This is a genomic window from Denitratisoma sp. agr-D3 (assembly GCF_054658675.1).
The window spans coordinates 478,141-501,141 of the sequence record NZ_BAAGIA010000002.1; the positions used below are offsets into that span (position 1 = coordinate 478,141).

Sequence of the window (23,001 nt, forward strand, 5' to 3'; positions counted from 1 at the left end):
CGTAGAATGAATCCATGACCTTCCGCCTGACCACCTGGAACATCCACAAGGGGTTCTCTCCCCTCAACCGGCGCCTGACGGTCCATGCCCTGCGCGACGCCTTGCGCTCCCTGGCGCCGGACCTGGTCTTCCTCCAGGAGGTGCAGGGCCTCCACCTGGGCCACGGCAAGCGCCACGGCGACTGGCCGGAACAGCCCCAGCACGAATTCCTGGCAGAGGACCATTGGCACGCGGTGTACGGCCACAACGTCAGCTACGACCAGGGCCACCACGGCAACGCCATCCTCAGCCGCCATCCGGTGCTGGACAGTCACAACCAGGACGTGACCCATCTCAGTTTCGAACGGCGCGGTCTGCTCCACAGCACCGTGGACGTGCCCGGTCTGGCCCAGCCCCTGCACTGTGTCTGTGCCCACCTGTCGCTGTTTTCCGGCTCCCGTCGCTTCCAGCTCGACGCCCTGGTGCGGCGCCTGGACGCCCTAGTGCCCGCCGACGCGCCGCTGATCATCGCCGGCGACTTCAACGATTGGCGCAACCATGCCGACAGCCTGCTGGCCCGACGTCTGGGCCTGGTGGAGGCCTTCAGCGACGCCGGCAAGCCGGCCCGCAGCTTTCCCGCCCTGCTGCCCATGATGCGCCTGGACCGGGTTTACCTGCGCGGCCTGCGGGTGCTGGAGCGGCAGGTGTTGCGGCGGCCGCCCTGGTCCCAACTCTCGGACCATGCTCCCCTTTCCGTGGTGTTGGCGGCGCCATGACCCACCTGACGGGGGGCAACCGGCTGCGGCTGCTGGAGAACGGCGGCGATTTCTTCCCGGCCCTGCTGGCCGCCATCGACGGCGCCCGCGAGGAGGTGCGCCTGGAAACCTACATCTTTGCCGACGACGAGACCGGACGGGCCGTGGCCGACGCCCTGGCCCGGGCGGCGCGGCGCGGGGTGACAGTGCGCTTGATGGTGGACGGCTTCGGCGCCATCGGTTTCCGCGCCAGTCCCCTGGGCCAACGCTTGACCGAGGCGGGCGTCCATCTGCTGGTCTATCGGCAGGAACTGGCCGGGTGGCTGGGGCGCTTGCGCTTTCGCCGCCATCGCCTGCGGCGCTTGCATCGCAAGCTGTGCGTGGTGGATGGCAGCCTGGCCTTCGTCGGCGGCATCAACATCGTGGACGATTGGGACAACCTGAACCACGACGCCCAGGTGCCCCCCCGTTTCGACTACGCGGTGGAAGTGGCGGGTCCCCTGGTGGGCCGCATCCACCACGCCATGCACCACCTGTGGCGCTTGGTGCGCTGGTCCCAGCTCGGCTACCGGGCCGAGTCCACGGGCAGCGCCTGCCCGACCCCGGCCAGGACGGGGTCGGTGAGGGCCCGCTTCCTGATCCGCGACAACCTGCGCCATCGCCACGACATCGAGGATGCCTATCTCGCCGCCATCGCCGCCGCCCGCCGGGAAATCCTGTTGGCCAATGCCTATTTCCTGCCCGGCCGCCGTTTCCGCGAGGCCCTGATGGCCGCCGCCCGGCGCGGCGTGAGGGTGACGGTGCTGGCCCAGGGCCGGGTCGAGTACCTGCTCCAGCACTATGCCACCCGCGCCCTCTATCGCCAGCTGTTGGCGGCGGGGGTGCGCATCCACGAATACCAGCGCAGCTTCCTCCATGCCAAGGTGGCGGTCATCGACGGCCATTGGGCCACGGTGGGTTCCTCCAACATCGATCCCTTCAGCTTGCTGCTGGCGCGGGAGGCGAACCTGGTGGCGGAGGACAGCGCCTTCGCCGCCCTGCTGCGGGACAGCCTGCTACGGGCCATGGTGGAAGGGGCGGTGCCGGTGCGGATGGACACCCTGCGCCGTCAATCCCGCTGGGAAAAACTGGCGAGCCGGCTGGCGTATTTCCTGGTGCGCCTGGCCGTAGGCATGAGCCATTACGGCGGCAACGAGTACCGCGAATGAAGTCGCCGCACCCTTCAGCGGCTTGCCGCCCCGTCCCTCACCGTTTCTTCATGAGCGTCGCACCATGATCGATTCCGCCTTCCTCGAACTGGAGTTCTTCCTGCTCATCTTCTTTTCCCTGGTGCTGCCCCTGGCGCTGTACGGGCTGATGATGTGGAAGCGCAGCATTTCCCGCGCCACGGTGTTGCTGTTCGGCGTCGCCTTGCTGCTGATATCGGGGGTCGATCTGTTCCTGCTGGGACGCTTGTCCCACATGGCCGAGGGATCCACCTCGGCGGTGGACGACCTGTTGTTCAAGTCGGAGGTCTCGGTGGCCCTTTACCTGTTGCCGGCCCTGTTTGCCGGCATCGGCGTGAACATGATTTCCCACATCCTGATCAGCCACCTCGCCGAGGCGGAAAAGCGCTTCGACCGGGAACACCGCTGAGCCGGTGCCCGCCGGGACGGCCCAGGCGCGGCCCCGGCGTATGGGTCAGGCGTATTTGCGGAAGCTGCCCACCACCACGCCATAGATTTCCAACTGGCCCTGGGGGCGGATCACTGGATAGGCCGGGTTGCCGGGCTTGAGGTAGAAGCCGCGCTTGTCCTGGGCCAGGTATTTGACGGTGAACTCGTTGTCCACGATGGCCACCACGATGTCGTTGTTGCGGGCGGCGGCGCCCCGGTCCACCACGATGTGGTCGCCCTCGAACAGCCCCGCCTCGATCATGGAATCGCCCTTGACCACCAGCAGCACGGTGCGGCTGGGCTTGGCGATCAGGTAGTTGTCGATGCCGATGGCTTCCTGGCGCGGATCGTTGGCGGCCTGGGGCAGGCCGGCCCGCACGCTGTCGATGACCGGCCGGGCGAAGAAGGCGCTGCTGGGAATCCAGGCGTCGTCGTCCGGCGTGCGTTCGACGAAACCGGCTTCCGCCAGGCGATTCATCAGGCCGCTGGAGGCCGCCTTGGAGGCGAAGCCCATCAGTTCGGCGATGCGCTTGAGGGAGGGGATGCGGCGGTTCTGGGCGTAGTAGTCCTGAAGCCGGGCCAGGTGGTCGGGATCACGATTGGGAGACGCCATGGTGTAAGCCCAAGAATGAACGAAGGTTCACCTATGATGGTGATCGTTCGATCAACTGTCAACCCCGCTGCCGGGGCGGCGGCTCAGGCGGCCGTTGTCTTGGCCCGCTCGATCTGCACGCCTACCCTGCGCACGCCCTTCATGATGCCGATCTTGGCGATGGAAATCTTGACCCAGGGTGCGCCGAATTCCTCCAGCATCAGGCCGATGACGTATTCGCCCAGGGTTTCCAGCAGGTTGAAGTGGCGTTCGTCCAACTCCTTGCGGATGCGTTCGATCACCGTGTCGTAGCGGATGGTGTCGTTGATGTCGTCGTTGCGGGCGGCGGCGTCGGGTACGCCGAAGGTGAGGCTGATTTCCAGGGTCTGGGGCGCCACCCGCTCCCGGGGGAAGATGCCGACGTGGGCTTCGACCCGCATGTCCTCGATGAAGATGAAATCCAAAACGCACGCTCCTTGACGTGAGAGCCGCATGGCGACTCTGGAAGCCTCCTCGCCCGCAGCGGCGGGAGAGGGGGTGGGGGTGAGGGAAGCAGGCAAGCCCGCTAGAATGCGCGGAATTTTAGGCCATCCCCGAGACATCCCCCGATGAACCTTCCCCTGATCGCCCTGCTGGGCTACCTGCTGGGCTCCCTGCCCTTCGCCGTCATCGTTTCCAAGGCCTTCGGCCTGGCCGATCCCCGCAGCTTCGGCTCCGGCAACCCCGGCGCCACCAACGTGCTGCGCAGCGGCAACAAGCTGGCCGCCCTGCTGACCCTGGTGGGGGATGCCCTCAAGGGCTGGATCGCCATGCAGATCGCCGCCGCCCTTGGCGCCGACGGCCAGGGCGTGGCGGTGGCGGGCGTTGCCGCCTTCGCCGGCCACGTCTATCCGGTTTTCCTCAAGTTCAAGGGCGGCAAGGGCGTGGCCACGGCCCTGGGCGTGCTGGCGGGCTTTTCCGGCTGGCTGGCCCTGGCCTGCGCCGGTATCTGGCTGCTGGTGGCCGTTACTACCCGTTATTCCTCCCTCGCCGCCCTGGCCGCGGCGGCCAGCGCCCCGGCCCTGAGCCTGTGGCTGCAACTGCCCATGGAGGCGGTGATGGTGGTGGCGGTGATGACCGTGCTGCTGATCCAGCGCCATCGCGGCAACATCCAGAAACTCCTGGCCGGCACCGAAAGCCGCATCGGCGGCAAGAAGAAGGATGCCGCCAACGACGATAGTTTCCAGCAGGACAAGAAGGAAGGCTAAGAAGACCGGCCGGCCATCGGCCGGCTTTGCACCTTAGACCAGCAGTTCGTCCAGGGGCCAGCGCGGGCGGATGGTGAAGGCGCCGCCTTCGCCGGCTGCCTTGGTCTGGGCCCCGGCCAGCAGGCGCTGGGCGCCGCAGAAGGCGATCATGGCGCCGTTGTCGGTGCACAGCGCCACTTCCGGGTAATAGACCCGCATCCCGGCCTTGGCCGCGCCGGCATCCAGGCGTTCCCGCAGGCGGCGGTTGGCGCCGACGCCGCCCGCCACCACCAGGGCCTTGAGGCCGCAGCGTTTGACGGCGCCCAGGGCCTTGGCGGCCAGCACTTCCGTCACGGCTTCCTGAAACTCCGCCGCCAGGTCCGCCTTGTCCAGGTCTGACAGCTCCCGGGCCTTGGCCTGGGTGAGCACGGCGGTCTTGAGGCCGGAAAAACTGAAATCGAAATCGCCGGAATGCAGCATGGGCCGGGGCAGCTTGAAGCGGCCCGGCGTGCCGTCGGCGGCCAGCTTGGCCAGGGCCGGGCCGCCGGGGTAGCCCAGGCCCAGCAGCTTGGCGGTCTTGTCGAAGGCTTCGCCGGCGGCGTCGTCCACCGATTCGCCGAGCAATTCGTAGCTGCCCACCTTTGCCACCCGCATCAACTGGGTGTGGCCGCCGGAAACCAGCAGGGCGACGAAGGGATAGTCGGGCCGGTCCTGGGCCAATAGGGGGGAGAGCAGGTGACCTTCCAGGTGGTGCACCGGCAGGGCGGGCACGTCCAGGGCGAAGGCCAGGGATTCGGCGAAGCTGGCGCCCACCAGCAGGGCCCCGGCCAGGCCGGGGCCGGCGGTGTAGGCGATGGCGTCGATGTCTTCCCGCTTGGCCCGGGCTTCCGCCAGGACGGTGTCGAGCAGGGGGATCAGGCGCCGGATGTGGTCGCGGGAGGCCAGTTCCGGCACCACGCCGCCGTAGGCCTCGTGCATGGTCACCTGGGTGTGCACGGCGTGGCCGAGCAGGCCGCGATCGGTGTCGTAAAGGGCGACGCCGGTCTCGTCGCAGGAGGATTCGATGCCTAGGATCAACATGGGGCGGCATTGTACCGGGCCGACCGGACCCCGCCCGATGGCGGAAAAGTCCACAGAATCATTGACAAGCCGTGCACAGCCGCTACAATCCCGCCCTCTTTGCCCACCAAGGTTTATTTGAAATGCCCGGAATTCGCGTTAAGGAAAACGAGCCCTTCGAGGTTGCCATCCGTCGCTTCAAGCGCGCCATTGAAAAGACCGGTCTGCTGACCGAGCTGCGCGCCCGTGAGTTTTACGAAAAGCCCACCACCGAGCGCAAGCGCAAGCTCGCCGCTGCCGTGAAGCGCCACCACAAGCGCATCCGCAGCCAGACTCTGCCTCCCAAGCTGTACTGATTCCTGCTGCGGTCGCCCGTGGGGCGGTCGCATCCAGCATCCAGCCGAAACCGCCAGCCGCCATCCGGGCGGGCTGGCGGTTTCGGCGTTTTCAATTCCAGGAGTTTCCTATGTCCAGTCTCAAGACCCGCATCAACGACGACATGAAGGCCGCCATGAAGGCCAAGGACAGCACCCGTCTTGGGGCCATCCGCCTGTTGCTGGCCGCGATGAAACAAAAGGAAGTGGATGAGCGGGTGGTGCTGGAGGATGCCGATGTACTGGCCATCATCGAAAGAATGCTCAAGCAGCGCAAGGACTCCATCGGTCAGTACCAGGCCGCCGGCCGCCAGGACCTGGCCGATGCCGAGCGTTTCGAGGCGGAGGTGTTGTCCGCCTACATGCCTGCCGCCCTGACCACCGCCGAGATTGAGGCCATCGTCGCCGCCGCCGTGGTCGAGTCCGGCGCCACCGGCGTCCAGGAGATGGGCAAGGTTGTCGCCCTGGTCAAGCCCCAGGTGCTGGGCCGGGCCGACATGAGCGAAGTCTCCAAGCTGGTGAAGGCCAAGCTCAGCGCCTGACCACCCTGCGGCGGGCTGGGCAGGCCGCCTGCCCGCTGCCATAATCCGGCGCACCGATGATTCCCGAGTCCTTCATCCAGGAACTGCTGTCCCGCGTCGACATCGTCGACGTGGTGGAACGTTACGTTCCCCTCAAGCGGGGTGGGGCCAACTACAGCGCCTGCTGCCCCTTTCACTCGGAAAAATCCCCCTCCTTCACCGTCAGCCCGAGCAAGCAGTTCTACCACTGCTTCGGCTGCGGCGCCCACGGCAGCGCCATCGGTTTCATCATGCAGTACACGGGCCTCGGCTTCGTCGATGCGGTGGAGGAATTGGCCGCCAGCATCGGCCTGCAAGTGCCCAAGGAAACCCGCCCCAACGCCGAGCGCCATGCCGCCGAGGCGGCGCGCCGGGCGCCCCTGACCGAGCTCATGGCCCGCGCCATGAAGTTCTACCGGGACCAGCTCAAGGCCTCGCCCAAGGCCATCGACTACCTCAAGGGCCGGGGCCTCACCGGCGAGATCGCCGCCCGTTTCGGCCTCGGCTACGCGCCGGACGATTGGCAGGGCCTGCAACAGGTCTGCCCCGACTACGACGATGACGGCCTGGTGGAATGCGGCCTGGTCATCGTCAACGAACAGGGCCGGCGCTACGACCGCTTCCGTGATCGCATCATGTTTCCCATCATCGACCAGAAGGGTAACGTGATCGGCTTCGGCGGCCGGGTCCTCGGCGCCGGCGAGCCCAAGTACCTCAATTCGCCGGAAACCCCCTTGTTTCAGAAGGGCCACGAGGTCTACGGCCTGCCCCAGGCGCGCAAGGCCATCCACGGCGAGGACCGGGTGATCGTGGTGGAAGGCTATATGGACGTGGTGGGCCTGGCCCAGGCCGGCGTCGAGAACGTGGTCGCCACCCTGGGCACTGCCGCCACCGGCACCAATGTGCAAAAGCTGCTCAAGCAGGCCAACCGGGTGGTGTTCTGCTTCGACCGGGATGCCGCCGGCGACCGCGCCGCCTGGCGCGCCATGGAAAACAGCCTGGAATTCCTCGCCGACAACAAGAGCGTGGAAATCCTGCAAATGTCCGGCGACCAGGACCCGGACGAATTCGTCCGGGAACACGGCCGGGACGCCTTCGTCCAGCAGCTCAACCAGGCCACCAAGCTCAGCGAGTTCCTCATCCGCGAGTTGAAGAAGCGCACCCAGCCCTACACCGCCGAGGGCCGCGCCCAGTTGATCCACGAGGCCAAGCCCTTGTTGCAAAAGGTCTCTGCCCCCATCCTGCGGGTGCAACTGACCAAGGCCCTGGCCGATCTGGCGGAGCTGTCCCAGGCCGAGGTGGAGGCCCAGTGCGGCCTCAAGCCCCTGACCCGGGCCCGCTACGCCACGCCCAGCCGCAGCCGGCCCGGTACCCGCTCCATTGAGCACGCCCTGCTCGAAATCATCGTGCAAAAGCCCGAATGGGCGCCCCGCCTGCCCCTGGCCTACATCGACCGGGACCAGCCCGAGGGCATGCTGATCCACGCCGTGGCGGACGCCATCGAACATGGGGAACTGTCCCGGGGCGGCATGGGTCTGCTATTGGAGTTCTTTCGCGGCCATGAGCATGAAAACCTGCTGGCCGCCGTGATCGGCGCCCTGTCCAGTGAAGAGGCCATGGACGAAGATCTCGAAGCCGTGCTCAACGACGCCGTGGACCGCCTGCACCAGACCGCCCTGAAGCAGGAAATCGACGCCCTCAACGCCAAGGCCCGCCAAGGTGGACTCAGCAGCGAGGACAAACAGCGTTTGACGAGCCTGTTGATGAGAAAAGGCGGGGAAAAGCCGCTTAATTGACTCGTGTATAATCGCGCCCTTTTTCTGCGCTTTGCCCGACCCGCGGAGACCTTGCCCAAGGCAAGGATATTCCAGGGTTATTGAACCGAGGAACGCCATGCCCAAGGAAACCGCGAAGCAAGCCCCCAAGACCACTGCCAAGAAGGTAGCCAAGCCGGCTGCCGCCAAGGCGGCGACCAAGGCGGCTCCTGCCAAGAAAGTGACGCCTGCCAAGGCCGCGCCCAAGGCCGTAACGGCCAAGGCTGCCGCCAAGCCGGCGCCCAAGGTGACTCCGAAGGCCGCAGCCAAGGCGACGAAGGCACCCGCCAAGGCCGCGCCCAAGGCCGCCGCCAAGCCGGCCAAGGCCGTGGCGAAGGCTGCACCGAAGGTTGCCGCCAAGGCGCCCGCCAAGCCGGCGCCCAAGACAGCCGCCAAGGTCGTGGCAAAAGCCCCCGTAAAAACCCCTGCCAAGCCTGCCGCCAAGCCGGTGGAAAAGCCCGCCGCCAAGGCCGCCGCGCCGGCCAAGGCCGTGCCCGTGAAGGCCGCCGCCAAGGCGGAAGCGCCCGTTGCCGCGCCGGCCAAGGCTGCTTCCGTCGCCAAGGGCAAGGAAGGCAGCAAGACCAAGAAAGGGAAATCTGAACCGATGGTTGCGCCCGCTGCGCCCCAACCCCTCGATGTAGAAGCCAAGCGTACCCGCCTCAAGAGCCTGATCGCCCTGGGCAAGGAACGCGGCTACCTGACGTACGCCGAAATCAACGACCACCTGCCCGACGACATGGTGGACGCGGAGCAGATCGAATCGATCATCTCCACCTTCAACGACATGAACATCCAGGTCTTCGACGAGGCTCCGGCCGGCGAGGACCTGATGCTGAACGACGCCGCTCCCGCCCCGGTGGACGCGGAGGAAGTGGAAGAGGAAGCCGAACAGGCCCTCGCCACCGTCGATTCCGAGTTTGGCCGCACCACCGACCCCGTGCGTATGTACATGCGCGAAATGGGCACCGTGGAACTGCTGACCCGGGAAGGCGAAATCGAAATCGCCAAGCGCATTGAGGACGGCCTCAAGCACATGGTGATCGCCATCTCCGCCTGCCCCACCACCATCGCTGAAATCCTGGAACTGGCCGACAAGGTTTCCAAGGACGAAATGCGCGTGGACGAAGTGGTGGACGGCCTGATCGACCCCAACGCCCCGCCCGAGGAAGAACTGGAGGCCATGCCCGAGGACGACCTGGGCGACGAGGACATGGACGAAGAAGACGCCGAGGCTGCCAGCAATGCCGCCAGCGCCGCCGCCTTGGCCAAGCTCAAGGCCGAGGCCCTGGAACGCTTCACCATCATCCATGGCCACTACGGCAAGCTCATGGCCGCCCTGACCAAGAAGGGCAGCCAGGACAAGGCCTACCTCAAGGAACAAAAGGCCATCAGCGACGAGCTGATGAATATCCGTTTCACCGCCAAGATCATTGAGCGCCTGTGCGACTCCGTGCGCGGCATGGTCGAAGCCGCCCGCAACCACGAGCGCAAGATCCTGCACCTCTGCGTGGACAAGGCCCACATGCCGCGTCAGCACTTCATCAAGGTGTTCCCCGGCAATGAAACCAACATGGAATGGCTCAAGGGCGAAGTGCAGTCCAACAAGCCCTACGGCCCCGCCCTGATGCGGGCTGCTCCTGCCATTCTCGAAGAGCAGCAGAAACTGATCGACCTGCAAAACCGTATCGGCCTGCCCCTCAAGGAACTCAAGGACATCAACAAGCAGATGTCCACCGGCGAAGCCAAGGCCCGTCGCGCCAAGCGCGAAATGACCGAGGCCAACCTGCGCCTGGTGATCTCCATCGCCAAGAAGTACACCAACCGGGGCCTGCAATTCCTCGACCTGATCCAGGAAGGCAACATCGGTCTGATGAAGGCGGTGGACAAGTTCGAATACCGTCGCGGCTACAAATTCTCCACCTACGCCACCTGGTGGATCCGTCAGGCCATCACCCGTTCCATTGCCGACCAGGCGCGCACCATCCGCATCCCGGTGCACATGATCGAGACCATCAACAAGATGAATCGCATCAGCCGCCAGATCCTGCAAGAGACCGGCGCCGAGCCCGATCCCGCCACCCTGGCGATCAAGATGGAGATGCCCGAGGACAAGATCCGCAAAATCCTCAAGATTTCCAAGGAGCCCATCTCCATGGAAACCCCCATCGGCGACGACGACGACAGCCACCTGGGCGACTTCATCGAGGACACCTCCACCCTGGCCCCGGCCGACGCCGCGCTGTTCGCCAGCCTGCGCGAAGTGACCAAGGAAATCCTCGACAGCCTGACCCCCCGCGAGGCCAAGGTGCTGCGCATGCGCTTCGGTATCGAAATGAACACCGACCACACCCTGGAAGAAGTGGGCAAGCAGTTCGACGTGACCCGCGAACGCATCCGTCAGATCGAAGCCAAGGCTCTGCGCAAGCTGCGCCACCCCAGCCGTTCCGAAAAGCTGCGCAGCTTCCTCGATTCCGAAACCTGATCACGCCCGCCGCCCCCTCCGGGGCGGCCGGGGAATGACTCCCAGGGCCTCTAGCTCATGCCTGGTTAGAGCAGCGGACTCATAATCCGTTGGTGCTGGGTTCGACTCCCAGGGGGCCCACCAACAAACAAAACGGCCCAGGAGCAATCCTGGGCCGTTTTGTTTGTTGGGTTTGAGGTGGGGCGTGAGTAAGGTAGTGATTGCTACTATATGGCCGGAACTTAAGATATCTACTGTTAATAGCTGGAGTTTTGTGAATGGCAAACTACATCAACAAAGAAATTTTGTCAGAGGCCTACTCGCATTTGGAAGTCCCTTTGTTTGCAGAAAAAGAAGTACTCGCTAAATTGAAAAGCGATATGACATTATTTGTTAGCGAGCGAGCTAAATTTCTTTTCGGTGATGATGTAGAGGTTTCAGTTAGTTTTGAGGAAGGTAGTCTTCGAACCAAGATTGCCGTGATTGGTACTGCCGCAACTGTTTTAACGACCGCAATTGTCAATTATGGGAGTTTTAGGCAGGCAGTCGACTATTTATCCCATGATGCAATTGCGTTAGCCCAGAGTACTAATTTGGAAATGATTTTTCGTACAAAGGCAGCGTATTGTGACCGCGTGACTGTCGAAAAGCGAAGAGGAGTTTTTGGAAGGCTAAACGATGCAGTAGGCGAACTCGATGGGATTAAGAATGGGATTCTGCACTCCGAGCTTCCGACCAGAGACGCTCAGTTAACTGAGTTTTCTCGATACGTCGACCGGTTAGTGAGGTGGGATATCAAGACAAACAAGCTTCTTGAGAAGTTAGATCATGAGGAAACAAAGGCATGTGTTGCTGCGGGATTACTTGAAGAACTGGAGCAGCTTCCCACCGTGGCTCCTTGGGCTAAGCAACTTGCAGGTAATGGATTAAAACAGCAAATTATTAATGCTGAGCCTGCAAGAGCAGCTGAGATTGCAGCAATAGCAAGGAAGTATGAGCAGTTGGTTAAGAGCCTTACTTCTTATTATGCGAAAGTGGTTGAGCAATACGCACCGAAAAAAGCATGAAGTAACTAGGTGGATGAGAGCCTTCCTTTAACAGCACACCTTTTATGCCTGCATTAGCCAAAAAATCCCCCGCCAAACCGGCGCCTAAGCAGGAAAAGTCCTCCCGCAAGGACAAGAAGGCCGCGCCCAGTTCTCTGGCCCGGCAACTGCTCCGCCGGGCCGACAAGGTCAAGCTGACGCCACCCCGGCCTGGTCATTTGTCGGTGGTGCCCACGGCGGAAAAATAAGGCCGCGCGGCAGCCGCGTTCAATTTGCCGCGACGGAGGTCCGGCACTTGTCGCAGTCCTCCCAGGGCAGACACTCGCACACCCGGGGCAGGGGTTTGTAGTGCATGCCCACGATCACTATCCCCTCTGACTGGTTCACCTTGTCCGTCGTCTTGGCGGCGGGGGCGCTGTTGCCGCCGCCGGCGTGGGGCGTGGGCGACCAGCGGGCGAAGGGGGCGAGGTCGTCCTTGTCCTGCACGTACCAGACCTTGCGCGCCGGGTCCCAGCGGGCACCGAGCTTCTTGGCGTCGTCTTTTTCGGCAAAGGGAACTTTGAGGTCGGTTCTCATGGCGTGGGAGCTTTCTCGCAATAGGGCAGCAGGGCGGTGGCGGCCTGGACCCGCAATTCGGCGCTGGCGTCGGGACAGTTCATCAGCGCCAGAAGGAAGGACTTGGGATCGGTGAAGGGGCCGCCCAGGTCGGGCAGGCGCTGGCTCGCCGCTGGGTTGGGCATGGGCGCTGCTGTCGGTGCGCTTGACGGCGACTCGTCTGGCGGGGCCAGTTGGCCGAGGGCCCGGGCCAGATCGGCAAGCTTGATGGCTTGGCAGCGGGCCAGGATGTTGGCCTGGCCTTCAAGATTGGGCGGCACGTCCAGTCCTGCTTCCGTGGCGAACATGGCGCCCAGGCTGGGGTCGATGAAGGCCGACCAGCGTTCCTCCGTGCCCAGCCGGTGGGGTACCAGGCGGAGTGTCGGGGTCGGGTCCGCCGCCGTCGGTTGCCAGTCCAGGCGCTCGGCGGGGATGTGGGCCAGATAGCGGCGTTGCAGGCCCGCCAGCAGGGCGTGGCCGCTGGCAACGGGCACCGGCTCGGCGAGGGAGAACCAGAGTTGGAAGCCGCCGTCGGCGAGGACGGCCAAGGCTGGTAGCGGCAGGTCCAGGTCTTGTTCCAGTCCGGCATACAGGGCGGCGATCGCGGGCCAGTCCTGGTTGCGGTGCAGGGTCATGACCAGGGTGCGGACCTGGCCCTGGGCATTGACCAGGGCCAGGAGGAGGCTGCGCTGGCCGGTCAGGGCCTGGTCGAGCAAGTCGTCGCTCAAGGCCTGGGGTCCGGCGTCATGGCAGGTATCCAGGCAGGTTTGCCCGGGCAGGCAGTAGAGGCGTTGCAGTTCGTGGCGCAGGCTGTTCATGCGGAAGGGGCGGAATGGGACGGTAAGCGAGTTGGAGCGTGAGGGCGAATTATGGGGCAGTCCACAAACGATCAACCCGTCCCGCCGGAGGCCGGGGGGACGGGTTGCGCGGGCTGAGGCCGATGATGCGCCGCGGGGCGGAGCGAAGGACGGACCGGTCCCCGGTCCTCAGGTGTTCTGCACCACGATGCTGGGGAACTTGCTGCTCATGTCCTTGGCTTGCTCGGCGATCTTGACCGCCACCTTGCGCGCGATTTCCTTGTACATGGCCGCCACCTGGCCATTGGGCTCAGCCGCCACGGTGGGCTTGCCGCCGTCGGCCTGCTGGCGGATGTGGATGTCCAGGGGCAGGGAACCGAGCACGGCCACGTCGTAGTCCTCGCTCATGCGCTGGGCGCCGCCCTGGCCGAAGATGTGCTCGGCGTGGCCGCAGTTGGTGCAGATGTGGATGCTCATGTTTTCCACCAGACCGATGATGGGAATGCCCACCTTCTCAAACATCTTGAGACCCTTGCGGGCGTCCAGCAGGGCGATGTCCTGGGGCGTGGTGACGATCACCGCGCCGGTGACAGGCACTTGCTGAGCCAGGGTGAGTTGCACATCGCCGGTGCCGGGGGGCATGTCGATCACCAGATAGTCCAGGTCCTGCCAGTTGGTGTCCTTCAGCAGTTGCTGCATGGCGCCGGTGACCATGGGGCCGCGCCAGACCATGGGGGTTTCCACGTCCACGAGGAAGCCGATGGACATGGCTTGCACGCCATGGGCTTCCAGGGGCTCCATGCTCTTGCCGTCCTTGGATTCGGGCTTCTGGTCGTGGATGCCCAGCATCTGGGGCAGGGAGGGGCCGTAGATGTCCGCGTCGAGGATACCTACCCTGGCGCCCTCGGCGGCCAGGGCCAGGGCCAGATTCACGGAGGTGGTGCTCTTGCCCACACCGCCCTTGCCCGAGGCCACGGCAATGATGTTCTTGACGCCGTCCATGAGCTTCACGCCCCGCTGCACGGCGTGGGAGACGATCTTCTGGCTCACGTTGGCGGTCACCTTGGTGGCGCCGATGGACTGGAGTTTTTGCTCCACCAGGCCGCGGATCAGGCCGATCTGGCTCTTGGCGGGGTAGCCCAATTCCACATCCAGGGAAACGTCGCTTCCCGACACCTTGATGTTGCGAACGCAACGGGCACTCACCAGGTCCTTGCCGGTGTTGGGGTCGATCACTTCCTTGAGGGCGCTTTGTACTTGGCTGTCGGTGAGGCTCATGACGCGAAAATCCTTGGTAATTCAGGGGTTTTTGGAAATCGGGCTGGGTCGGCAGTATAGACCCGCCGCGACGGGAAAGCGGAGCAGGGGGGCTTTGTTAGAATTCCCGGCCTGCAAAATCCTTGCCTATTCCTCAGCGGTCCATCCCATCATGTCCCAGCGCAAAATCCTCGTCACCAACGCCCTGCCCTACGCCAACGGCGACATCCATCTCGGCCACCTGGTGGGTTACATCCAGGGCGACGTCTGGGTGCGCTTCCAGCGCATGCGGGACAACAAGGTGCACTACGTCTGCGCCGACGACACCCACGGCACGCCGGTCATGCTGCGGGCCGAAAAGGAAGGGGTGACCCCCGAGCAGCTCATCGCCCGGGTGCGGGGCGAGCACCTGCGCGACTTCACCGACTTCGGCGTCGCCTTCGACAACTATTACTCGACCCACAGCCCCGAGAACAAGGCCTACGCCGAGGACTTCTACACCAAGCTCCAGCAGGCCGGCTTCATCGATGCCCGTTCCATCGAGCAGTTCTACGACCCGGTGAAGGAAATGTTCCTGCCCGACCGCTTCATCAAGGGCGAGTGCCCCAAGTGCGGCGCGGCGGACCAGTACGGTGACAACTGCGAGGTCTGCGGCGCCGCCTATGCGCCGACGGAACTGAAGAACCCCTATTCCGCCGTATCCGGCGCCAAGCCCGTGCTCAAGCAGTCGGAGCACTACTTCTTCCGTCTCTCCGATCCCCGCGCCGTGGCCCTGCTGCGGGAATGGACCCGGGGCGCCAACGCCGACGGCAGCGCCCACCTGCCCCAGGAGGCCGCCAACAAGATGAAGGAATGGCTGGGGGAGGAAGGGGAGAACAAACTCTCTGACTGGGACATCTCCCGCGACGCGCCCTATTTCGGTTTCGAGATTCCCGGCGCGCCGGGCAAGTACTTCTACGTCTGGCTCGATGCCCCCATCGGCTATTTCGCCAGCTTCCGCAACTACGCCGAGCGCACCGGCGACATCGACGTGGCCGCTTACACCGATGCGGCGGCGGCGGAAAAGGCCGGCACCGAACTGGTCCATTTTATCGGCAAGGACATTCTCTATTTCCACGCCCTGTTCTGGCCCGCCATGCTCAAGTTCGCCGGCTACCGCACCCCCAGCCAGCTGTGCGTGAACGGCTTCCTCACCGTAGACGGCGCCAAGATGAGCAAGAGCCGGGGCACCTTCATCACCGCCCATTCCTACATCACCCAGGGCCTCAACCCCGAGTGGCTGCGCTACTACTTCGCCACCAAGTCCAACGCCACCATGGAAGACGTGGACCTGAACCTGGAAGACCTGGTGGCCAAGGTGAACGCCGACCTGGTGGGCAAGTACGTGAACATCGCCAGCCGCGCCGCCGGCTTCGTCGCCAAGCGTTTCGGCGGCAAGCTGTTCCACGCCCACGTGGACCACATGCGCGAGCGCTTCGACAACGACCTGCCCGAGCTGCGGGCGGCGGCCGAGGAAATCGCCGGCTACTACGAAGGCCGCGACTACAGCCGCGCCCTGCGCAAGGCCATGGCCCTGGCCGACCAGGTGAACCAGTTCGTGGACAAGCACCAGCCCTGGCAGATGGCCAAGAGCAGCGAGCACGAGGAAACCCTGCACTACGTGTGTACCGTGCTGATCAACGCCTTCCGCCTGCTGACTCTGTACCTCAAGCCGGTGCTGCCGCACCTGGCCAAGCGCGCCGAGGAGTTCCTCAATATCCCGCCCCTGCGCTGGAGCGATGCCGGCCACCTGCTGCCGCCCGACCACCCCATCAACGCCTACGAGCACTTGATGGGCCGCATCGATCCCAAGCAGATCGACGCCCTGGTAGAAGCCAACAAGGACAGCCTGGCCACGCCGGCGCCGACCGCCGAGGTCAAGAAAGAGGAAAAGAAGACCGACAAGAAGACGGCGGCGCCCGCCGTCGAGGGCGTGATCGGCATCGACGACTTCATGAAGGTGGACCTGCGCATCGCCCGCATCGCCAATGCCGAACACGTGGAAGGCGCCGACAAGCTGATCCGTCTGACCCTGGACGTGGGCGCCCTCGGCACCCGCCAGGTGTTCGCCGGTATCAAGGCCGCCTACGATCCCGCCACCCTGGTGGGGCGCCTCACCGTGATGGTGGCCAACCTGGCGCCGCGCAAGATGAAGTTCGGCATGAGCGAGGGCATGGTGCTGGCCGCTTCCGACGACCAGGGCGAGGTGCCCGGCCTGTTTATCCTTTCCCCCGATGCCGGCGCCACGCCGGGCATGAAGGTCAAGTAACGGGCAGCCGTCATCCACCCCCGCCCAAGGCCGGGAACGAGGGAGTGGTGCGGGTTGCCGCAAGGAGTGCGTGATGGAAGTTCGCCGCCTGTTGATTCGCGGCCGAGTGCAAGGGGTGTACTACCGCGCCTCCATGGTGCAGGAGGCACGCAAGCACGGCGCCACCGGCTGGGTGCGCAATCTCAGCGACGGCCGGGTGGAGGCCGTGGTGCACGGCCATCCCGAAGTGGTGGCGCGCATGATCGCCTGGGCCCGGATCGGTCCCGCCGCCGCGGTGGTGGAGGAAGTGCTGGTGGAAGAAGCCGACGGCAGCTTCACCGACTTCGTCCAGGTCGCGACCCTCTAAGCCGTCGAGGCGCTTTCCTTTCCTTGGGGATTTCCCCTTCACGCGCCAACGCGCCCCGTTCGTATCGCGCGCAGCCCGAGTGGCGGATGAAGCGAGGCTAGGACCCGCTGGCCATGGGCATCGGCCCCGGATTGCCGTCGCCTATGTGGGCCATAGCCTGTGCCAATTGACTTCGACTCGGTCGGCGCGGAAGATGCGGCTTCCCTGATTCACCCACCTTATCCCGCAAGGAGAAAAACATGGCAGTTCTCGTCGGCAAGGCCGCCCCCGATTTCACCGCAACCGCCGTCCTGGGCAACAACGAGATCAAGGACATCACCCTGTCCTCCTTCACCAAGGGCAAGTACACCCTGTTGTTCTTCTACCCCCTGGACTTCACCTTCGTCTGCCCCTCCGAGCTGATCGCCTTCGACCATCGTCTGGAAGAGTTCAAGAAGCGCAACGTGGAAGTGATCGGCGTTTCCATCGACTCCCAATTCACCCACCTGGCCTGGAAGAACACCCCCGTGGACAAGGGTGGCATCGGCAAGGTCGGTTACACCCTGGTGGCCGACGTGAAGCACGAGATCTGCCAAGCCTACGACGTGGAAGCCGCCGGTGGCGTGGCCTTCCGTGGCGCCTTCCTGATCGACAAGGCCGGCGTGGTGCGTCACCAGTACGTGAACGACCTGCCCCTGGGCCGCAACGTGGATGAGTTCATCCGCCTGGTGGACGCTCTGCAATTCACCGAAGAACATGGCGAAGTCTGTCCCGCCGGCTGGAAAAAGGGCGACAAGGGCATGAACGCCTCCCCCGAGGGCGTCGCCAAGTACCTGGCCGAAAACGCCAGCAAGCTGTAAGCAACACCAAAAAAGCAATCCCACAGAGAGCAAAGGCCGCCTTCGGGCGGCCTTTGTTTTTGGGGCATGGGATTTCGCTGCCTGGGTAAGGTCAGGCCTGGCCCTTGCGGCTGGGCGCCACGACGTTGGCGATACAGGATTGCACCACTTGGCCGTGCTGGTTGAAGGTCTGCATCCTGACCCGGACGATGCCCCGCTCAGGCCGGCTGCGGGAGGCGCGTACTTCGAGCACCTCCAATTCCAAATGCAGGGTGTCGCCGGGGCGCACGGGCAGGGGCCAGCGCAATTCGTCCACGCCGGCACCGATCAGGCCGCCCACGGGTTGCAGCTCACATCCCACCAGCAGGCGCATGGTCAGGGCGGCGGTGTGCCAACCGCTGGCGGCCAGGCCGCCGAACAGGGTTTGCTCGGCGGCGACGGGGTCGAGGTGAAACACCTGGGGATCGAACTGGCGGGCAAAGTCCTGGATGTCCTGTCTGCTAAGGCTGATCGTGCCCGAGGTCAGGGTTTGGCCGACGGTGAAGTCCTCGAGAAAGTGTCCTTGGCTGGCCATGGCGTTCAAGAGAAGCGGGCGGTGAGGGTTTGCAGATAGGCAGCCGCGTCCGGGTCGCCTTCCTGGGGCGCCCAGGGCGCTTTTTCGTCGTCGCCCAGGGGGGCCCAGGGGCCGGACTTGGCTTCGAGAAACACCGTGTCCGCTGCCAGGGCGATCACCGTGTGGAACACCCCGTGGGGAATGTCGCATCCCAGGGCGTCGCCGCCGGCCGCGAGGCGGATGCAGCGGGTCACCTGGCCGGCATCGTCGAATTCCACCAAGCCCAGGCTGCCGCGCAATACCACCATGGTCTCATCCTTGCTGGCCGAGGCATGGCGATGGGGGGCGATATAACTGCCGGGCTCGATGGCGTTGAGCAGACGGTGGGCCGGATAGACGTTGTCGGGGTGGAAATTGCGGTTCTTGCGCCCCCGGGGGGCGGCTTTGGCCTCGGCGCTGACGGCGTCGAGCAGGGGGATGTCGATCAGGGTGATCATGCGTAAACGACCTTCACGTTGTCGGGGCTGAGCCATTCCGCCAGGCTGCCCAGCAGGGCGTCGTCGAGGCGGACGCGCCAGGCGTCGGACAGGTTCATCTCGGCCTGGGCGGTTTGGTTGTGATAACTGAGACGGACCAGGCAGGGACCATCCCGGTAGGGACTGAGCAGGGTATGCAGTTTGCGCGCGTCGGCCTGGCCGTTCATGGACAGTTGCAGGCGGCGGGCGAAGCGGCCCCGGGCCTCGCCCAGGGTGTACAACTTCTCGGCGGTGACCCGCAGGCCGCCGCTGAAGGCGTCGTCCTGGACCTTGCCTTCCACCAGCAGCAGTTCGTCTTCCTTGATCTTGGCCCGCTCGGCTTCCCACAGCTCGTTGTACACCACCACTTCCAGTTGCTTGCTGGCGTCGTCCAGGGTCATGATGCACATCTTGCCGCGGCGGCCCATCTGGGTGCGGGTGGACAGCACCACGCCGGCCATCAGCACCAGGTCCTTCTGGGCCGTCAATTGGCCCAGGGGGCGCTTGACGAAGGTGGACAACTCCTTGCGGTAGGCATTGAAGGGGTGGCCGGAGAGGAAGAAGCCCAAGGCCTGCTTTTCGTTGAGCAACTGGTCCCGCTCGCTCCAGCGCGGCACGTCCACGTAGTGGGCGGTGTCGTCGTTGGCGGCGCCGCCCATCATGTCGAATAGCCCGCCCTGGAGGGCGTTGCGCTCGGCCTGTTCCGCCGCTTCCATGGCCACGCTGATGGAGGCCATGAGCTTGTGGCGGTGGTCGTCGATGCTGTCGAAGGCGCCGGCCTTGATCAGGGCCTCGATCACTCGGCGGTTCACCGCACGTTTGTCCACCCGCTTGCAGAAGTCGAACAGGTCCTTGAACGGGCCGCCTTCCTCCCGGGCCTTGAGGATGGCGGTCAACGCCGCCTCGCCGGTGCCCTTGATGGCGCCCAGGCCGTAGCGGATGGTGGTCTTGTCGGTGGGCTGGAAGCGCACGCCGCCGGTGTTGATGTCCGGCGGCAGGAAGGTGAGGCCGCTGGCCTTGCCGTCGGCGAAGAAGAATTGCACCTTGTCCGTGTCGGCCATTTCCGAGGACAGGGTGGCGGCGAGGAAGCTGGCCGGGTAGTGGCACTTGAGCCAGGCCGTGTGGTATGCCACCAGGGAATAGGCGGCGGCGTGGGACTTGTTGAAACCGTAGCCGGCGAACTTGTCGATGTAGTCGAAGATCTCGTTGGCGGTGTCTTCGCTGATGCCCTGCTTGCCCGCGCCTTCGATGAACACGGCCCGCTGCTTGGCCATTTCCTCGGGTTTCTTCTTGCCCATGGCCCGGCGCAGCATGTCGGCGCCGCCGAGGCTGTAACCCGCCACCACCTGAGCCGTCTGCATCACCTGTTCCTGGTACACCATGATGCCGTAGGTGGTGGCCAGCACCTTTTCCAGACTGGGGGTGAGGTAGGTGACCTGTTCCCGGCCGTGTTTGCGGTTGATGAAGCTGGGGATCAGGTCCATGGGACCGGGACGGTAGAGGGCGTTGAGGGCGATCAGGTCTTCCAGCCGGTCGGGCTTGGCCTGGACCAGCATGTCCTTCATGCCGCGGGATTCGAACTGGAACACCGCCGTGGTGTTGCCGTTGCGGAAGATGTTGCCGTAGACCTCCTGGTCGTCCAGGGGCAGTTTTTCCAGGACGACCTTCTTGCCGTCGTTCGCGCCCTCGATGTTGTTGGCGAAATCCACCGCCTCGTTGAGGATGGTGAGGGTGCGCAGGCCGAGGAAGTCGAACTTCACCAGGCCGGCTTTTTCCACGTCGTCCTTGTCGAACTGGCTCACCACCGAGTTGCTGCCGTCGGCGGAATAGAGCGGGCAGAAGTCGGTCAGCTTGCCCGGCGCGATCAGCACGCCGCCGGCGTGCATGCCCACGTTGCGGGTCATGCCCTCGAGGCGGATGGCCAGGTCCCAGAGCTGGCCGATCTCCTCCTCGTTCTGCACCCGCTCCCGCATCTGGGGTTCTTTTTCCAGGGCATCGGTCAGGGTGATGCCCAACTCGTTGGGGATCAGCTTGGCGAACTGGTCCACGAAGTTGAAGGGTAGGTCGAGCACCCGGCCCACGTCGCGGATCACGGCTTTGGCCGCCATGGTGCCGAAGGTGGCGATCTGGGAGACGCAGTGGCTGCCGTACTTGTCCTTCACGTACTGGATCACCCGGTCGCGGCCTTCCTGGCAGAAGTCCACGTCGAAGTCGGGCATGGAGACCCGTTCCGGGTTGAGGAAGCGTTCGAATAGCAGCTCGTAGTAGAGGGGGTCCAGGTCGGTGATCAGCAGGGCGTAGGCCACCAGGGAGCCCGCGCCGGAGCCCCGGCCTGGGCCCACGGGCACGCCGTTGTTCTTGGACCACTGGATGAAGTCGGCCACGATAAGGAAGTAGCCGGGAAAGCCCATCTGCTGGATGGTCTTGATCTCGAACTCCAGCCGTTCCTCGTAACGGGGGCGCTGGGCCTCCCGCTCGGCTTCGTCGGGATAGAGGTGCTCCAGTCGCTTTTTCAGCCCGGCCCGGGATTCGTTGGCCAGGTGGTCGTCGAGGCTGATGCCGTCCGGGGTCGGGAAGTCGGGCAGGAAGTTCTTGCCCAGGGTGACGCTGAGGTTGCAGCGCTTGGCGATTTCCACCGTGTTTTCGACGGCTTCCGGCAGGTCGGCGAACAGTTCGACCATCTCGGCCTGGGTCTTGAAGTACTGCTGCTCGGTGTAGGGCTTGGGCCGCCGGCTGTCGGCCAGGACGTAGCCCTCGGCGATGCAGACCCGGGCCTCGTGGGCCATGAAGTCGTCGCTGTCGAGGAACTGGATCGGGTGGGTGGCCACCACGGGCAGGTCCAGGCGGCCCGCCAACTCGGTGGTGAGGGCCACCAGGCTTTCCTGTTGGTGGTGGTCGCGATTGCCGTGGGGGCGCTGGATTTCCAGATAGTAGCTATCGGGGAACAGGGCCGCCCAGCGCCTGGCCCGGGTTTCGGCCACGTCGCGCTTGCCCGCCAGCAGCAGGGGCGCCAAGTCGCCCAGGGGGCCGCCGGAAAGGGCGATGAGGCCGCTGTTGTCGCCGTTTTCCAGGGCCTGGAGGGAAATTTCGGCCTTGCCCTGGCGCCGGGGTTGCAGATAGGCGGCGGAAAGCAGCTCGCACAGGCGCAAATAGCCGCCCTTGTTCTTGACCAGCAGCAGGATGCGGGCGAAGGTGTCGCGGCCCGGGTCGCGCACGTCCTCGTCGCGGATCCACACGTCGCAGCCGATCACGGGCTTGATGCCCTTGCCCCGGGCGCCGGTGTAGAACTTGACCATGCCGAACAGGTTGGCCAGATCGGTCAGGGCCAGGGCGCCCATGTTGTCCTTGGCCGCCCGCGCCAAGGCGTCATCGATGCGGACGATGCCGTCGCTGATGGAGTATTCGGAGTGGAGGCGGAGGTGAACAAAGGCGGGGGCGGACATGGGGCGGGATTTTACCCCCGGCCATGGCCCCCGCCGGACCGCCGCACGGGCACCGGGAAACCGCCCCAAGGGGCGGCTTCCTGTTGCATAATCGCGCCGCAGCAGCCGGGACGGCCTGGAAAATGAAGGATTTTCGTGACAGGGCGGCCCATCAGTGGAAAAATCACGCGCTTTTCTCGAACATCCTCCTCGCGTTCAGGGTTACCCGTAAATATGGCCATCAAATCAGACAAATGGATACGCCGCATGGCGGAGCAGCACGGCATGATCGAGCCCTTCGAGCCCGGCCTCGTGCGCGAGGTGAACGGCCAGAAGATCGTCTCCTACGGCACCTCCAGCTATGGCTACGACATCCGTTGCGCCCGCGAATTCAAGGTGTTCACCAACATCAATTCCACCATCGTCGATCCCAAGCACTTCGACCCGAATTCCTTCGTCGAGATGGAAGGCGACTCCTGCATCATTCCGCCCAACTCCTTCGCCCTGGCCCGCACCGTCGAATATTTCCGTATTCCCCGCAACGTGCTGACCGTCTGCCTGGGCAAGAGCACCTACGCCCGCTGCGGCATCATCGTGAACGTGACTCCCTTCGAGCCCGAGTGGGAAGGCTACGTGACCCTGGAGTTCTCCAACACCACGCCCCTGCCGGCCCGCATCTACGCCGGCGAGGGTTGCGCCCAGGTGCTGTTCTTCGAGTCCGACGAGGTCTGTGAAACCTCCTACAAGGATCGCGGCGGCAAGTATCAGGGACAGGTGGGCGTGACGCTCCCCAAGATCTGACGCTATCGCGTAAAAAAACTTTCATATTCTGAGGCCCGTTCCCGATTGTCGGGGCGGGTCTTTGCTTTT

23 protein-coding genes and 1 tRNA gene are annotated in these 23,001 nt (G+C 64.6%); 15 read left to right on the forward strand and 9 right to left on the reverse strand.

The annotated features are described in order from the left end of the window. The first annotated feature begins 14 nt into the window (after positions 1 to 14). The 3 genes from ACYQ2U_RS07250 (at position 15) to ACYQ2U_RS07260 (ending at position 2,369) form a co-directional block, all read left to right on the forward strand. A complete protein-coding gene (locus tag ACYQ2U_RS07250) occupies positions 15 to 755 on the forward strand; it encodes an endonuclease/exonuclease/phosphatase family protein (RefSeq protein WP_459949688.1) in 741 nt (246 codons plus the stop codon). After that, on the forward strand, positions 752 to 1,942 hold the full coding sequence (gene clsB / locus ACYQ2U_RS07255; RefSeq protein ID WP_459949689.1) for a cardiolipin synthase ClsB: 1,191 nt from the start codon (positions 752 to 754) through the stop codon (positions 1,940 to 1,942). Before ACYQ2U_RS07250 ends, clsB begins: the two co-directional genes overlap by 4 nt. A gap of 64 nt (positions 1,943 to 2,006) precedes the next feature. Continuing rightward, the gene (locus ACYQ2U_RS07260; protein WP_459949690.1) at positions 2,007 to 2,369 is read left to right on the forward strand and encodes a hypothetical protein; all 363 of its coding nucleotides are present in this window, start codon (positions 2,007 to 2,009) and stop codon (positions 2,367 to 2,369) included. A gap of 45 nt (positions 2,370 to 2,414) precedes the next feature. Here ACYQ2U_RS07260 and ACYQ2U_RS07265 read toward each other — a convergent pair whose 3' ends face one another. Together ACYQ2U_RS07265 and ACYQ2U_RS07270 are read right to left on the reverse strand one after the other, a co-directional pair. Continuing rightward, positions 2,415 to 3,002 (reverse strand): LexA family protein, encoded by a 588-nt coding sequence (locus ACYQ2U_RS07265; protein WP_459949691.1) that lies wholly within the window; start codon positions 3,000 to 3,002, stop codon positions 2,415 to 2,417. An 83-nt stretch (positions 3,003 to 3,085) separates the two neighbouring features. Continuing rightward, positions 3,086 to 3,445 carry a dihydroneopterin aldolase gene (locus ACYQ2U_RS07270; protein WP_459949692.1) on the reverse strand — a complete coding sequence of 120 codons (360 nt, stop codon included), beginning with the start codon at positions 3,443 to 3,445 and terminating at the stop codon, positions 3,086 to 3,088. A 144-nt stretch (positions 3,446 to 3,589) separates the two neighbouring features. Between ACYQ2U_RS07270 and plsY the strand changes: the two genes are divergently transcribed. After that, positions 3,590 to 4,228, forward strand: coding sequence for a glycerol-3-phosphate 1-O-acyltransferase PlsY (gene plsY, locus ACYQ2U_RS07275; RefSeq protein WP_459949693.1), 639 nt, complete (start codon positions 3,590 to 3,592; stop codon positions 4,226 to 4,228). Between the two features lie 33 nt (positions 4,229 to 4,261). On the opposite strand, the gene tsaD is transcribed toward plsY, so the two are convergent. Continuing rightward, positions 4,262 to 5,287, reverse strand: coding sequence for a tRNA (adenosine(37)-N6)-threonylcarbamoyltransferase complex transferase subunit TsaD (gene tsaD / locus ACYQ2U_RS07280; protein ID WP_459949694.1), 1,026 nt, complete (start codon positions 5,285 to 5,287; stop codon positions 4,262 to 4,264). Between the two features lie 122 nt (positions 5,288 to 5,409). On the opposite strand from tsaD, the gene rpsU reads away from it, so the two are divergent. From rpsU to ACYQ2U_RS07315, 7 genes are all read left to right on the forward strand, one after another. Beyond that, positions 5,410 to 5,622 carry a 30S ribosomal protein S21 gene (gene rpsU / locus ACYQ2U_RS07285; RefSeq protein ID WP_459949695.1) on the forward strand — a complete coding sequence of 71 codons (213 nt, stop codon included), beginning with the start codon at positions 5,410 to 5,412 and terminating at the stop codon, positions 5,620 to 5,622. A 110-nt stretch (positions 5,623 to 5,732) separates the two neighbouring features. Further along, positions 5,733 to 6,182, forward strand: a complete 450-nt coding sequence (locus tag ACYQ2U_RS07290) for a GatB/YqeY domain-containing protein (protein WP_459949696.1) — start codon at positions 5,733 to 5,735, stop codon at positions 6,180 to 6,182. 56 nt (positions 6,183 to 6,238) lie between these two features. Continuing rightward, complete coding sequence (gene dnaG / locus ACYQ2U_RS07295; protein ID WP_459949697.1) at positions 6,239 to 7,996, forward strand: DNA primase; 1,758 nt, start codon at positions 6,239 to 6,241, stop codon at positions 7,994 to 7,996. 622 nt (positions 7,997 to 8,618) lie between these two features. Continuing rightward, positions 8,619 to 10,496 (forward strand): RNA polymerase sigma factor RpoD, encoded by a 1,878-nt coding sequence (rpoD, locus tag ACYQ2U_RS07300; protein ID WP_459949935.1) that lies wholly within the window; start codon positions 8,619 to 8,621, stop codon positions 10,494 to 10,496. 44 nt (positions 10,497 to 10,540) lie between these two features. Continuing rightward, positions 10,541 to 10,619 (forward strand) — tRNA-Ile (locus ACYQ2U_RS07305). Between the two features lie 134 nt (positions 10,620 to 10,753). After that, a complete protein-coding gene (locus ACYQ2U_RS07310; protein WP_459949698.1) occupies positions 10,754 to 11,542 on the forward strand; it encodes a hypothetical protein in 789 nt (262 codons plus the stop codon). Between the two features lie 44 nt (positions 11,543 to 11,586). Beyond that, positions 11,587 to 11,769 carry a hypothetical protein gene (locus tag ACYQ2U_RS07315; RefSeq protein WP_459949699.1) on the forward strand — a complete coding sequence of 61 codons (183 nt, stop codon included), beginning with the start codon at positions 11,587 to 11,589 and terminating at the stop codon, positions 11,767 to 11,769. A gap of 19 nt (positions 11,770 to 11,788) precedes the next feature. Here ACYQ2U_RS07315 and ACYQ2U_RS07320 read toward each other — a convergent pair whose 3' ends face one another. From ACYQ2U_RS07320 to apbC, 3 genes are all read right to left on the reverse strand, one after another. Continuing rightward, a complete protein-coding gene (locus ACYQ2U_RS07320; RefSeq protein ID WP_459949700.1) occupies positions 11,789 to 12,097 on the reverse strand; it encodes a DUF5710 domain-containing protein in 309 nt (102 codons plus the stop codon). Beyond that, positions 12,094 to 12,933, reverse strand: coding sequence for a hypothetical protein (locus tag ACYQ2U_RS07325; protein WP_459949701.1), 840 nt, complete (start codon positions 12,931 to 12,933; stop codon positions 12,094 to 12,096). Before ACYQ2U_RS07325 ends, ACYQ2U_RS07320 begins: the two co-directional genes overlap by 4 nt. A 168-nt stretch (positions 12,934 to 13,101) precedes the next feature. Further along, a complete protein-coding gene (gene apbC, locus ACYQ2U_RS07330) occupies positions 13,102 to 14,190 on the reverse strand; it encodes an iron-sulfur cluster carrier protein ApbC (RefSeq protein ID WP_459949702.1) in 1,089 nt (362 codons plus the stop codon). A 151-nt stretch (positions 14,191 to 14,341) separates the two neighbouring features. Here apbC and metG point away from each other — a divergent pair, with 151 nt between their 5' ends. The 3 genes from metG to ACYQ2U_RS07345 all read left to right on the forward strand — a co-directional run bounded on the left by metG (position 14,342) and on the right by ACYQ2U_RS07345 (position 17,662). Further along, entirely contained in the window at positions 14,342 to 16,477 is a 2,136-nt protein-coding gene (gene metG, locus ACYQ2U_RS07335; RefSeq protein WP_459949703.1) for a methionine--tRNA ligase, read from the forward strand. Between the two features lie 73 nt (positions 16,478 to 16,550). Then, a complete protein-coding gene (locus ACYQ2U_RS07340; protein ID WP_459949704.1) occupies positions 16,551 to 16,823 on the forward strand; it encodes an acylphosphatase in 273 nt (90 codons plus the stop codon). Positions 16,824 to 17,062: 239 nt separating this feature from the next. After that, complete coding sequence (locus ACYQ2U_RS07345; RefSeq protein WP_459949705.1) at positions 17,063 to 17,662, forward strand: peroxiredoxin C; 600 nt, start codon at positions 17,063 to 17,065, stop codon at positions 17,660 to 17,662. Between the two features lie 91 nt (positions 17,663 to 17,753). On the opposite strand, the gene ACYQ2U_RS07350 is transcribed toward ACYQ2U_RS07345, so the two are convergent. The 3 genes from ACYQ2U_RS07350 to dnaE are packed head-to-tail and all read right to left on the reverse strand — an operon-like array spanning position 17,754 to position 22,152. Further along, positions 17,754 to 18,215, reverse strand: coding sequence for a MaoC family dehydratase (locus tag ACYQ2U_RS07350; RefSeq protein ID WP_459949706.1), 462 nt, complete (start codon positions 18,213 to 18,215; stop codon positions 17,754 to 17,756). 5 nt (positions 18,216 to 18,220) lie between these two features. Next, a complete protein-coding gene (locus tag ACYQ2U_RS07355; protein ID WP_459949707.1) occupies positions 18,221 to 18,691 on the reverse strand; it encodes a WbuC family cupin fold metalloprotein in 471 nt (156 codons plus the stop codon). Continuing rightward, positions 18,688 to 22,152 carry a DNA polymerase III subunit alpha gene (dnaE, locus tag ACYQ2U_RS07360; RefSeq protein WP_459949708.1) on the reverse strand — a complete coding sequence of 1,155 codons (3,465 nt, stop codon included), beginning with the start codon at positions 22,150 to 22,152 and terminating at the stop codon, positions 18,688 to 18,690. Before dnaE ends, ACYQ2U_RS07355 begins: the two co-directional genes overlap by 4 nt. Positions 22,153 to 22,365: 213 nt before the next feature. Here dnaE and dcd point away from each other — a divergent pair, with 213 nt between their 5' ends. Further along, positions 22,366 to 22,932, forward strand: a complete 567-nt coding sequence (gene dcd, locus ACYQ2U_RS07365; RefSeq protein ID WP_459949709.1) for a dCTP deaminase — start codon at positions 22,366 to 22,368, stop codon at positions 22,930 to 22,932. The last annotated feature ends 69 nt before the right edge of the window (positions 22,933 to 23,001 follow it).